Annotated in this window: 14 protein-coding genes and 1 pseudogene; 5 read left to right on the plus strand and 10 right to left on the minus strand. The window is 44.5% G+C overall.

Annotation, left to right across the window (positions count from 1 at the left end; translation table 11 throughout):
* Positions 1-51: 51 nt before the first annotated feature.
* Entirely contained in the window at positions 52-552 is a 501-nt protein-coding gene (locus SOHN41_RS05605) for a hotdog fold domain-containing protein (protein ID WP_007646451.1), read from the minus strand.
* A 215-nt stretch (positions 553-767) separates the two neighbouring features.
* Between SOHN41_RS05605 and SOHN41_RS05610 the strand changes: the two genes are divergently transcribed.
* Positions 768-1,682, plus strand: a complete 915-nt coding sequence (locus SOHN41_RS05610) for a DUF368 domain-containing protein (RefSeq protein WP_037458221.1) — start codon at positions 768-770, stop codon at positions 1,680-1,682.
* Between the two features lie 192 nt (positions 1,683-1,874).
* Positions 1,875-3,464, plus strand: coding sequence for a hypothetical protein (locus SOHN41_RS05615; protein ID WP_007646453.1), 1,590 nt, complete (start codon positions 1,875-1,877; stop codon positions 3,462-3,464).
* A 59-nt stretch (positions 3,465-3,523) separates the two neighbouring features.
* Here the strand turns inward: SOHN41_RS05615 and SOHN41_RS05620 are convergent, their stop codons facing one another.
* From SOHN41_RS05620 to SOHN41_RS05630, 3 genes are read right to left on the minus strand one after another with little or no spacing between them, the layout of a single operon-like run.
* On the minus strand, positions 3,524-4,183 hold the full coding sequence (locus SOHN41_RS05620; protein WP_007646454.1) for a helix-turn-helix transcriptional regulator: 660 nt from the start codon (positions 4,181-4,183) through the stop codon (positions 3,524-3,526).
* Positions 4,184-4,233: 50 nt separating this feature from the next.
* Positions 4,234-5,508, minus strand: a complete 1,275-nt coding sequence (locus SOHN41_RS05625) for a serine dehydratase subunit alpha family protein (RefSeq protein ID WP_007646456.1) — start codon at positions 5,506-5,508, stop codon at positions 4,234-4,236.
* A 21-nt stretch (positions 5,509-5,529) separates the two neighbouring features.
* Positions 5,530-5,913 (minus strand): RidA family protein, encoded by a 384-nt coding sequence (locus SOHN41_RS05630; protein ID WP_007646457.1) that lies wholly within the window; start codon positions 5,911-5,913, stop codon positions 5,530-5,532.
* A 532-nt stretch (positions 5,914-6,445) separates the two neighbouring features.
* Here SOHN41_RS05630 and SOHN41_RS05635 point away from each other — a divergent pair.
* The 3 genes from SOHN41_RS05635 to SOHN41_RS05645 are packed head-to-tail and all read left to right on the plus strand — an operon-like array spanning position 6,446 to position 8,212.
* Positions 6,446-7,585: a transglutaminase-like domain-containing protein gene (locus tag SOHN41_RS05635; RefSeq protein ID WP_037458224.1), complete on the plus strand. Its 1,140-nt coding sequence runs from the start codon at positions 6,446-6,448 to the stop codon at positions 7,583-7,585.
* A 16-nt stretch (positions 7,586-7,601) separates the two neighbouring features.
* Positions 7,602-7,919: a mercuric transporter MerT family protein gene (locus SOHN41_RS05640; RefSeq protein ID WP_007646461.1), complete on the plus strand. Its 318-nt coding sequence runs from the start codon at positions 7,602-7,604 to the stop codon at positions 7,917-7,919.
* Complete coding sequence (locus SOHN41_RS05645; protein ID WP_007646463.1) at positions 7,916-8,212, plus strand: heavy-metal-associated domain-containing protein; 297 nt, start codon at positions 7,916-7,918, stop codon at positions 8,210-8,212. Before SOHN41_RS05640 ends, SOHN41_RS05645 begins: the two co-directional genes overlap by 4 nt.
* Positions 8,213-8,664: 452 nt before the next feature.
* Here the strand turns inward: SOHN41_RS05645 and SOHN41_RS05650 are convergent, their stop codons facing one another.
* The 6 genes and pseudogenes from SOHN41_RS05650 to SOHN41_RS05675 form a co-directional block, all read right to left on the minus strand.
* Positions 8,665-9,399, minus strand: coding sequence for a hypothetical protein (locus tag SOHN41_RS05650; RefSeq protein WP_007646464.1), 735 nt, complete (start codon positions 9,397-9,399; stop codon positions 8,665-8,667).
* Between the two features lie 51 nt (positions 9,400-9,450).
* The gene (locus SOHN41_RS19600; protein ID WP_007646465.1) at positions 9,451-10,110 is read right to left on the minus strand and encodes a hypothetical protein; all 660 of its coding nucleotides are present in this window, start codon (positions 10,108-10,110) and stop codon (positions 9,451-9,453) included.
* The gene (locus tag SOHN41_RS05660) at positions 10,107-10,631 is read right to left on the minus strand and encodes a tyrosine-type recombinase/integrase (RefSeq protein ID WP_007646466.1); all 525 of its coding nucleotides are present in this window, start codon (positions 10,629-10,631) and stop codon (positions 10,107-10,109) included. Before SOHN41_RS05660 ends, SOHN41_RS19600 begins: the two co-directional genes overlap by 4 nt.
* A 28-nt stretch (positions 10,632-10,659) precedes the next feature.
* Complete coding sequence (locus SOHN41_RS05665) at positions 10,660-11,286, minus strand: hypothetical protein (protein ID WP_007646468.1); 627 nt, start codon at positions 11,284-11,286, stop codon at positions 10,660-10,662.
* An 8-nt stretch (positions 11,287-11,294) separates the two neighbouring features.
* A complete protein-coding gene (locus tag SOHN41_RS20190) occupies positions 11,295-11,948 on the minus strand; it encodes a hypothetical protein (protein ID WP_007646470.1) in 654 nt (217 codons plus the stop codon).
* A 29-nt stretch (positions 11,949-11,977) separates the two neighbouring features.
* Positions 11,978-12,357: pseudogene (locus SOHN41_RS05675) on the minus strand (hypothetical protein); the annotation flags it as partial.

Here is a 12,357-nt window from a genome sequence, read left to right on the forward strand (position 1 = left end):
ATAGCAACAAGTGATTGTTTAGCAAGTGACTTTATAGGTTATAGCCGACAATCAGCGTTGTGGTTTTTCTGAGATCCACAATTTGATATGGCCTTTCACCACGACCACTCCTTGAGTGTCATAGGCGGTGACGGGGACAAGCATATCGCCGGGTATCCATTGCTCGGGCGTGACTTCGGCGACGCATAAAATATCGCTGCCCGCTTTAGCCGTATAATCCAAACTCATGCCCTTAGGGATCCAACGTAAATGTTTGGGAATTGAAGCTTCGGCCATTACCCCCATGGCCATTTCGAGGCCATTACAAATCGCAATCACATGGACGGTTTTTATATGGTTATGCACGGCATGGCGTTTTTTGATTAAACAGGCGCAGCGATTGAGGCGTAATTCAGTGATCAGTGGCTTGATAGTGCCAAAGTACGGCGCCATACGTGACACTATGATGGAAAAGATTTTTTGGCCAAAGGGATAACGGCGAGTCCTATGGTAGAGCGCTAACACTTTATTGGGTTTTTGTTCTGCAGTGTTGGAAGTATCTGTTTGACTCATAGTCATCCTTAGTTGGGCAAATGTAGCGCATTATGTTGGGCACTAAGCTCGGTTTTAACACGTTCTGGTCGGATGAGTGTAACATTAGGATAACAACAAATACCAGTCGGCTTAATTAAGCAAACTTCATTTCGCGCTTTAAAGCGTAACACCGTATAATTGCGGCTAATTTGTCGTGTAACGACTGGAATTGGATTGAATAACAAGGACTCAGAGTGAAATACTTGCTGACGTATTTGAAGGGAATGGCCATGGGCGCCGCAGACGTTGTGCCGGGCGTTTCGGGCGGTACTATAGCCTTTATTACCGGGATCCTCGACACCTTGCTCGACAGCGTAAAACGCATTAATCCGTCGCTTTGGGGCGTGATTAAGTCGCAGGGGATAAAAGGTGCCTTTGCCCACATTAATGGTGGTTTTTTACTGAGTCTGTTGGCGGGGATCCTGACCAGTATTTTTACCTTCGCTAAGTTAATCTCTTGGTTGCTGGCGACGCATCCTATCCCTATTTGGTCGTTCTTTTTCGGCTTAATCATTATTTCCGTGGTGCATATGCTTAAGCAAGTGAGCGGTTTCACTGTGGCGCGTTTAGGCTTATTCATCCTAGGCGTACTGGCAGCGTGGGCAATTACAGTGCTTAACCCTGTGTCGGTCGAAGCCAGTTACTTGAATATCTTCTTCGGCGGTGCGATTGCGATTTGTGCTATGGTGTTACCCGGGATTTCAGGCAGTTTTATCTTATTATTGTTAGGCTTATATCCAGTGGTTCTCACGGCGGCTAAAAATATCCAGTTGGATATTCTGGCCTGTTTCGCCGTGGGCGCCGTGATGGGATTGCTGACGTTCAGCCATTTATTGTCGGCGTTGCTGCGTAGATACCACGATGCGACCATCGTCTTTTTAACCGGCTTGATGCTCGGTACCTTAGGTAAAATTTGGCCGTGGAAGGAAACCTTAACCTGGCGGACAAACTCCCATGGCGAGCAGGTGCCTTTATTGGAACAGAATATTTCGCCACTTAATTTTGAACAAATAACAGGCCAACCTTCGCAGATCGCTTTTGCCATTGTGTGTATGTTGGCGGCCATTGCTCTGGTATGGGGATTGGAGAAAGTGGGGCAAAGGGATTAATCCTTTTATATAAGGTCTTTCATATCAAAGCAGCGAACCTTCGCTGCTTTGTTGTTTTTGCCTCACCGGCACCAGATATTTAATTTTTATGGTTTTTTTTGTACAATCCTCAGCCTTTGCGGTGGTGTGCTCCATGGTTGAAAGCACCCGTATGAACTCAGTATGAGTTTGTCGTTACGATAAGGATGTTTTGTGAATAAGAATTCCGTTTCATGGGCGGGCGCAGCGCTCGCTTTCTTCGCGTTAACTCATGTCATTACCAATAGTATCAATAAGCAAGATATCGGCCTCTCCCCTGAGCAAAGCACGCAGATGGAAAACACATTGCAGCAGTATGGGCCCAAGGGTAATGGATCTCAGTATGGCCAATATGCTCAAGCCGATGATACAAATCTCACTACTGACAACAGCCTTGAGAATGTCCACCATATTTACAGTAATAAGGGGGCTTTTGCTGCACTTCGGCAGGATGGTAGCGTGGTGACATGGGGCGATCGTCAGTGCGGCGGCGACCATAGCGCCGTGGCGGGTGAATTAGTCAATGTAAAAACCATTTTTGCTTCGGCAAATCGGTGTGGTTTTGCGGCATTAACCCAAGACCATCGACTGGTGATTTGGGATATGGGGGATGCGCCATCATTACTTAAAGATAAGCTTACGCAAGTGGCGGATTTTGTGATGCATGATGATCTGTTTGCCGCCATAAAACGAGATGGCAGTGTGATCAGTTGGTCTATCGTGGATGGGTCTTTAGATGAATTAACTCAAGGGATTTATTCCGCGCCAGAGATGAAAGATGTGCTGAGTGTGAGCATTAATGATGCCGCATTTGCAGCCCTAAAACAGGATGGCACTGTGGTGACTTGGGGCTCGGCATATCACGGTGGTGATAGTCACTACCTTGCTGCAAAACTTAAGGATATCAAAGCTATTTATGCGGGGCCAAGTGCCTTTACTGCTGTGACTCAAAATGGAGAGTTAATTTCTTGGGGGAGCGTCAATGGGGGGCAAGAGAGCCAAGATCAAGTGGATAAACTCAGCCAGTTTACTTCTGCCCTTAAGGTTTTTCCTAATGAATATGGCTTTGCAGCACTGATGGCCGATGGCAGAGTCTATGCGTGGGGTGAAGATGTTCCGTCCGAGAGTCGCATCGACTTGCCGTTAGAACTGACCCTAGTACCAGCGAACAGCCAAGATAAAGTGATTGATATTGTCAGTAATAGCGGGGCTTATGCCGCCTTAAAGGCCAATGGGCAAGTGGTTGCTTGGGGTCATAAATTCGATGGGGGCGATGCCTCCACAGTTCAACACAAGTTACAGCAGGTACGTGCTTTATATGCCATGGATACTGGCTTTGTTGCCCTGCGCGAGGACGGCACTTCAATTGCTTGGCGTGGTGAAGGCTTCTTTGGAAGTGAGCCTGTGATCCAAGAGGTCGCCTCTGTGGTTCAGATTGCGACGCTAGAGCGAAATTATGCTGCATTAAAAGCGGATGGTACTGTGGTGGATGGCACCTATGGTCCTAGGGCAGGGATAACCGAGGCCGTTGAATTGATCCCCAGTGTGGTGGGATTTACAGTTAAGCGCCGCGATGGCTCGATTGCGGGTTGGCAGGGAGAAGTGCCGAACTGGAATATCGTTAAGCAAGATGTTGATTTATCAAATCTGATTGAGATACGTGGCAATATCTCTGGCATGATAGCACTCACCTCAGAGGGAAAAGTTCTGAGCTGGAACATGATAGGTGATGGCGGTGCAGCCGATCCACATCGGCTTAATTAAAGCGGTGGTAGCCTAAAAAAGGGCTGAGATCTGCAGCATCCCAGCCCCGTTTTAGCGTATTAGGCGTGGTTGGCTTTAATTTCCCGCAGGTAGCGGTAAATTGAGTGTACTGAAATACCTAATCTGGTTGCGGCCACCTGAGCGCTGTCTTTTAGCTCAAAAATACCTAACTCATGGAGCTGATTGACAATTTCACGGCTCTTCTGTGATGGTGAAATCGCAGGATTCGAGCGAACTTCATTATTAATGCTATCGATAGTGCTGTGGAGCGCTTCATCGATATTTCGGGCAAAGACCTCGGGTGAGCTAGTGAGTTCGGTGCTAAATAGGTGATCCGGCATCATAGTGCGCAGCACGGATTGCAGCGGTGCATCCATATCGGTATTGATGCATAACAGTCCAATGGGCAGATTTTTACTGTTGCGGATCACAGTCGTGATCGATCTTAGCGTCTTACCATTGGCGCATTTGGTGAGGTAAGAATTGGAGATATCTTGCCCCGTTTTCAATTTCAGTAGGGCGAGATTGGTGATCGGAGCACCCACTTCACGCCCAGTGACATGACCATTGGCAATTTTAACCACGGAGGGATGTTTGGCATCTAGGCTATGCAATACCACTTCTGTGTGCTCGCCATACATGGCGGCAATGCCATCGACGATATTTTCGATGGATTTGAGAATTCCCAGATCACTTTGCGTTAAATCTTGCAGTTTCACAATTTCAACCTTTCATTATCAATCCGCCCAATCGCAGCGGATTAAAGCCATTATGTCGACATGATATCGATTATCGTGACATCGGTGGATGACATGCCATTGAGGACCATTTTGCCAATGTTTTTAATGGTTTTTTCAACATCGGTGGCAATAATGCCTTGGCCAGAAACATTGTGGCTACTTAATGCCATCAGAAATGAGCGAACGGCCGCACTGGACGAAGTGCTGACCTTCATGGCGCAGGAAGCCTTGGCACCGTCACACACCATGCCGGAGCTGTCGCTGATCACGTTTTGGATTGCGAAACAGGATTGCGCAAATGATCCCCCTGCCAAATACACCATGGCCATAGATGCAGCGGCACTGGTGACTGTATTACCACAAAATGCTGACAGTGGCGGATAGTGTGACTTGATATAAATTGCCCCTAGGTGGCTCATGATCAAGGCGCGGGCAAGTTTTTCTTCGCTGGCGTTATAGCATTGTGCGGTTAATACCACTGGGATGGTGGCAGCAATACCTTGGTTGCCGCTACCAAGATTGCTCATGGCAGGTAGATTAGCGCCGCCCATACGGGCATCGGAAGCCGCTGCAGTGAGCATGACAATTTTATTCAGTAAGTCTTCGCCAATGATCCCGGCTGCAATACCACTTTTCATGGTACGACCTACTTCGAGTCCATAGGGATTCGCCATGCCTTCATCGGACAATTTACCATTTAATTCAGAGGCTTTAAGGATAAATTTAATCTCCTCAAAGGGGACTTCTAGGGCAAACTTATAGATAGATTCGATACTAATCTCAACCCCATCACAGATGGAGCCCGTGGCGACCGATTGGGTGCTATCTGAGGTGTAAACTGGCTCGCCATTGAGGCGCTTTTCAGCAATCAGGGTGTGACCGCCGCAAATTTTTACTTGCGCTTCTTGATCGCCTGCCTTGAGGGTGACACAGCAATAGATAAATTCTGCCGTTTCGGTTCGCTCCACTTTCACTTGGCCCGCATCAATAAGGCGTTGTGCCTGGGCGACCTGTTCGGGAGTGATAGTGGCAAGTACTTCTAAGCCCGCATCCGCGTTACCCGCAATAGCCCCCGCTGCAGCTGCAATCGCAAGGCCGATTTTGCCAGTGCCTGGAACATACACACCCATAGAGTTTTTATAAAGATTATCAGATACTTGTACCGAAATTGAACTGGGTTCTGCATTAAGTAGTGCACGAGCAACGGCCGATGCATAGGCGGCGGCTATGGGTTCTGTGCAGCCTAATGCCGGTTTGACGACTTGATTGATGATCTGAATATACTGCTGCCATTGGGGGATCATGGGGTTACAACCTTACAATGCTTAAATGTTAACGTGGGCTATGGCTTCAATTTCTATTTTTACACCTAGCGGAAGATCCTTAACGGCAAAGCAGCTGCGCGCTGGACAGTCAGTTTTAAAATAGGTTTTATACACTTCGTTAAAGGCGGCAAAGTCACTGATCTCGGCAAGGTAACAAGTTGTTTTGAGTACCGTTTCTAAACTACCGCCACCCGCTTCGAGCACATATTTTAGATTCTCCAACGACTGAATCGATTGCTCGGTGATCCCTCCGTCAACAACCCCTCCTTTTTCTTTACAGACAGGGAGTTGCCCTGAGGTAAAAATGAGATTGCCATAGGCCGTGCCGTGGGAATAGGGGCCAATGGCCGTGGGAGCACTTTCAGCGTGAATAATGGTTTTCATTATCTCTCTAATCTGCAAATAAAATTGAATGACACACTCAGCGAATGTGCAACATTATTTGTATTTTTAGGTATTATTGCAATTATTTTTTAATAAAATCCCCTATTAACGAGGATATTCGCCATTTGTTGTGTATTGAGCCGAGTTGCATGTATTCATGCTTTGCTCAATAAAAGTTGAGTATTTGGTTGTTGAGTTTATTGGTGTAACTCTCTTTGCACCCAAAAGACGGGCAAAATCAAGCTGAAGTAAAGGTGTACAAAGAATTAGTGCAGCTATCTGTGGTGGAGCATAATTAGGTGCAATGATTTAGGGTCAATGATTTAGCCAGTGACTTTATTCCTATTCATCTCCCCAACATTGGGGAGTTTTGTCTGAAGTAATGTGAATTTGTGCACTTAATGTGCTCTGCCGTAGGTTTTTGAGCGTTTGGGCCGCTGCGTTATTGTGCTCGATGTAGGACGCCCTATAATGCCAAGCATTACTTTACGCTTCTTTTTCTGACGCTAATCAATGGTAAGGAATGTACCCTATGCAAAGACGTGATTTTCTTAAAACTGCGGCGCTTTTATCGACCGCCGCGGCTATCACTCCGGTATTGGCTTCAGCTAAATCGAGTGCCATTGAGCTTCCTTCCTCGGGGGGGCGTCGTCGTTTTTCCCTGATTAACGCCTATAATTTGGTGGCCCCCTATGGCTCTGAGGGTGTTGTTAACTTGTGGATCCCGCTACCGGAAGAAACTGCCTTTCAGCAGATCCGCAAACTTGATTTTAACGGCACATACCAAGATGCCTACATCAGCACAAATAATGCTTATGGTGCTAAAACCCTGTTTGCTACTTGGCCCGATGCTAAGGGCAAGATGACCATAACGGTTGAATTAGTGATAGAAACCGAAGATTGGGAGCCCATTAAAGGCGGGGAATTAACCCACTACCGGACACCAACTGAACTTCACTATCCTGCCGATGTTGCACTCTACCTACAGCCGACGAAACATATGCCAATCGACGGTATTGTTAAACAGACGGCAGATAAAATAGTGGCTGGTGAAACGGATCCATTGAAAAAAGCGCGACTCATTTATAACTGGGTCAGTGCCAATATGTTCCGAGATAACAATGTGATTGGTTGTGGTACTGGTGATGTGGCGACGATCCTCGAGAGTGGCAAACTTGGCGGGAAATGTACCGATATCAACTCGGTATTTGTGGCGCTGATGCGCGCCGTCGGTGTGCCCGCCCGTGAGATGTTTGGTATTCGATTAGGTCAAGCCGTCAAGATGGGCCAATACTCTAAAAAAGCCTTTGGCAGCGCCGACGATAAAGGGGTTGCCGATGTCACTGGTGGCCAACATTGCCGTGCTATGTTCTACCTTGCTGGCTATGGCTGGTTACCCGCGGACCCTGCGGATGTGACTAAAATGCGCCTCACCGAGAATAAGGAACATAGCGATCCTGCGGTGCAAGCCGTCAATGACTACCTGTTTGGCAACTGGGAAATGAACTGGGTCGGCTTTAACTATGGCCGCGATTTTGACTTATTCCCCGCAACGGAGCAGACTCCACTCAACAATTTTGGTTATCCCTATGCCGAAGTGGACGGCGATCCTGTTAATTACTATGAGCCAAAAGTATTTGCCTATGACTACAAGTCAAGCGAACAGCGTTAAGCAGCTGTTAGCGACCATGGCCGCAGCAGTGATTGCGGCCCTTGCCTCCAGCCTTTGCTGTATCGCACCCTTAATCTATTTAGTGTTTGGCGTCTCTGCGGCGGGACTGTCGGGGTTATCGAGCTTAGGTTGGTTGCAAGTGCCCATGTTGATACTGTCAACAGGGTTGATTTTGCTTGGGTTTTGGCGTTTATACTTTGCTAAAAAGCCGCTTTGCACGGGTCAGTTTAGCCGAGGACAAATGCAGCTGATCTATTGGCTCACAGTGCCTATAGTGCTCGCTTTCCAACTCTATCCCTTTGTTTTACCTTGGCTGCTTGAGGTGTTTGAATGAAGCCACTATCACTTACCACACTAGTCATCACATTACTGAGTTTTGCGCCATTAACTTGGGCGGGTAATTTATTGGTCATACTCGATGTCAAAGGTATGACCTGCCCATTATGTGTCACTGTGGTCAATCAAGCCCTTCGCAAAACCGATGGCGTGCTCAAAGCCAAAGCGAACCTTAAAACCGAGCAAGCCGTAGTCACAGTCGCAGAAGATGTTAACCTCGACAATTTGCTTAAAGCCGTCGATGCCACCGGATATAAAGGCAGCATCAACAAGGTCGAAAAGCAGAGTTGAGTCGGGGAATGGCTCGAAATGAGCCCACACACTTTATAGTGCAAAACTGAGTGGGTTTAGATAGAGAACGTCGGCTTTATTTTGGTTAGAAGTTCACAACTAACAGCAACCTATTTGAGTCACACCAGACGTTAAGGCAAAGTCTTGGGGTGACTTCTGAACTGACTAAAATCGTGTATCTTACCAACCATTATTGGACGTCTATGGACTGACTTTAGTCTAAGTCATTGATTTTAGTTTTTTCAGGCAAGAAAAAAGACGTCCTGAGACGTCTTAATTACTTAAATTGGTGGGGCGGCGGGACTTGAACCCGCGTCCAGAACACCTACATTTCTTTCTATACCATTTAAAATCAGTTAGTTACAATTTAATCAAATACTTATCTGATTGCTGAGGATTGATAACGATGGTGAATAACAAGCTGTGTGGGCACAATGTGGACACTTGGTGTTCTACGACCTAATTGCAGGTATCTCAAATTCCTTACCACAGGTTTCCTTTATGTGTTTTTCCCAATTAAGGTATTCATTGGTCCTAACGTGATTATCAGCGACAAACTCTTTTGGCCGTTTAGCAAGTGACGCAACAAACGTCATGTTTTTTATGGAAGATGAAGGGACGATAATAACTCTGTTTGTCCGGTCCCAAAAGATGTGATTTATATTTACTCGTCCAATGTAACTGGCGCATGTTAATGGTGCGGTGTCAGTCACAACATTAAAAAGTGTGTATTCTGTAGATTTAAGCCTTTCTAGTTCATTCTCTGTTATAGCAATAAGTATAAAGTAAGCAATTACACAAATTATCGTTTGGCTGCCTGCTAAAAGTAAAAACTGACTAACTTTAAATTTAAGCTTAAATTTCACCTTTATATTCTTAATTTTTTGGCTTTCATAAAATTTTTTTAAGTTAGTTTCTTTCTTATCTATTAAGTACGTAATGTAAATTTGTGCTGGTATAGCAATCATCACTGTTAATGAGACAAAACCTAAATAAGGTCTTGATATTAAATGTTTTATAAAGTCATTAAATTCAGCAAGTTCGAGATAATTAACATGAAAAAATGAATAGAACTCTTTAGCGGAGACTATGCCGACTATTGAGGCTAAGAATGTAATAAGGGCTGCAATGACGCCCCAATGCTTGGATAACTGCTCAAAATACTTTCCAAAAATTGTACTAATCATTCAAATTCGCCAGTGGGTTTTGGGTGATGTCGGCGTGGCCAAGGATTCGATTTAACTGCCAAATGAATCAAAGTTTATCCACTTCTTTTTATGCATTTCTTTTAATAAATATTGATATTTATTATTGTAATGTGCAATTTCAACATTGGTCGGACTAATGTTTTGAACGGTTATAATATAACGATTAATGAGTTTTAACTTACTTTCAAGTGCACATAATAAGCGATAGTTTATCTGCTTTGGCTGTTTACCTATTAAGCCAACATTATGCGCTAAATCTGTTCTTTTTTCTTGGATAATGTCTTTTGAAGTTGGCTCATCGGCTGTAAGTAATGTGTCTAGATAGATGGTCTCAATTTCAGCACCATATATATAGGTAGAAGAGTTCATACCATTTCTTAACTTCCACTCATTAGACGTAATGAAACATTTTCCTATCAAAATTAAAATATCACTATCTAACAAAGTTAGTTTAGCGATAAGTCGTTCAATCTCAGCATTTTCTCTATACATCTTATTTTGCTGCATCAATCCCCAGAATGCGAGGAATGCTCCTATTGGACCCAACGTGCCGCCGATATAGGTGCCGAAGTGGGCCCAATCTTGTGAATCACCGGAAAGACCATAGTGAAACTTAAAGAAATAGGGGACTAACAACAGCAGGAAAACTGCAGTCATTAATCCAGCCCAATGTTTAACGGTCATTTTCATTCCGTAGTATTTCCTAAATTCGCCAGTGGGTTTTTGGTGATGGCGTCGTCCAGATGCTCTGGGGCGAAGTGAGCGTAGCGCATGGTTTCTTTGATGTCGGCGTGGCCGAGGATTTGTTTTAGCACCAGAATATTGCCGCCGTTCATCATAAAATGGCTGGCGAAGGTGTGGCGTAAAATATGGGTCATCTGCCCTTCGGGGAAGGTGAGTCCGGTGCGCTTAATCGTCTGAGCGAACGCCTTACTGCGTGAGCTAAATAGTGGACCGCGTGACAGTGGGCTTTCATCGGTCAGTTGCTGGCCATGTAAGTCATGCCAGCGCTGCATGATCTCCCACAGGCTGCAATTGTCTTGGGTGGCATTACCTAGCCAAGGTTTATCGTCGACTTTTTTGAGGATATAACGCTCATAGCCAAGGGCTTCGGCTTTGGTGGTAAAGCTCTTGCGAATGCGACGGCTATCACGGCCATCTACGCGCATATCGAGTTTCCAAGTGCCATCAGGTTGTTTGATGATTGCCATTTTTATATCACTGCAGATTCATGAATCGTTAACTTAGTAAGATAGCGAGTTCTGGGATTTTTACAAAGGCCAGCACAACGAAAAAAACAGCTATAAATGCAAATAAACATATTTCACCTAAACTTCTAAATCTGACAAAATGCTTTTCACCTCTTTTAACCCGCTCCCATTCAGATTTTAATACTTTGTGAAAGTCAGATTCTAATTTTTCTATATCAGATTTTCCTTTAGTAAACGCATTTGTTATATCTTGTTCATTTTTGCTGGTTGAAATTTCTACAATTATTTCGCGGATGTTGTTTATTCTTCTGATTAAGGCTTTGTCAGATTCTGGGTTAAGTCTAAATTTAATGCTGCTTGAGTGTTGAATAAGTTTGAATAAGTTTGATTTTAGATACTCATCTGTATGAAAGCTGATTGAGTTGTCAATTAAACTATTCAAAGCGCCATATTTTACATGATACAAACAATCATTGTATGTCGTTAATAAAGAGGCTACATCTTTTCGCATTTCATTAATCCAATCTTGTCTGAACTCTGATATTTTTTGTTCTTTAGATATCACCGCTGTCGTAACGGCGACAATAATCCCAATTAATGCTGCTATGATCGTCGCAACTGCGCCAATAACGCCGACGGTTAACTCTGTGGCCATACTTCTTCCTACTTAATTTCTTTAAATTCTTCGGGGCAGTTTTGTTTGAGCAGTTGCAGGTCATCATTCATTCGACTGGGTTGTTCCGTGTCGATTGGGCCTTGGTTATTGGTGCGGCGCATGCTCGAATGGGCGTCGCGCCAATACTGGCCTGTTGCGAAGCCGAGGTTCTTGGCAAATAGTACGTTTTGCATTGAGACTTTGTAGGATTGAGGGTATTTGTTATCTAACTCTTCAATGCGCTCGTCCAAGCGGGTCAGCTGTTTCCAGTTATATAACTCTTCATAGGTTGGAAGGTTAGCTTTAGTAAGGTACTGGTGCAGCTCGGCAAAGATCGGTTGATAATCGTTGTATACGCTAAGTGCAAGTTGGCAATCACTGACACCTTGGAGCGCTTGCCATTTAGCCGCCTCAATTTCATTCATCGTGTTTACGGCTGGTGTGGGGATGCTCGTGTCCGTGCTTACTACTGGCTCGGGGTCGTTGCTAATATCAATAATCAGTGCAATAAAAAGCACACCAAAGACAGCTGCGATACTTAAAAATACAGGTTTAACGAGCTTACGGGCTTTTGCCTGTGCAGGGGAATCGACCGTTTCTGCTTTGAGCTTAGCTAGCTTGGCTTCCATTTCCTCGATATGGCTTTTTTGCAGTTTAGTCATATAAAATCCTTTTACTGTATGAGATAAATTTAAATTTCACTGTCTTTTTTTGTAATACAATAAGATAATATTGATTTAGTTTGATACTCTAATTCTGGAAAAACAAAAGCTTCATTAATACCAAGTTTTAAAAGATGTCTTAGGATTAATGGTTTTTTATTTTTGTCTATGAAGATTTTTTTAATTACTCCATCATTCGCTTCTGTTTGGTACTCTTCCTCTATTGAATAGATTGGAAGTATTATTCTGCCATTTGTTATTTTTCCACCGTGTAGAGTAAAACATATATGGACCCATCCGGTTTGCAAGACATTCGATATCAATTTTGAGAAGAGTTCATTGCACCCATATATTCGGCCTGTTATTGAGGGATTCCTCTGGCCCTGATGGATATTTGCTTCTACTGTCC

Origin of the sequence: Shewanella sp. HN-41 (assembly GCF_000217915.1) — a bacterium.
In the GTDB taxonomy this organism is placed as follows: Bacteria; Pseudomonadota; Gammaproteobacteria; order Enterobacterales; family Shewanellaceae; genus Shewanella.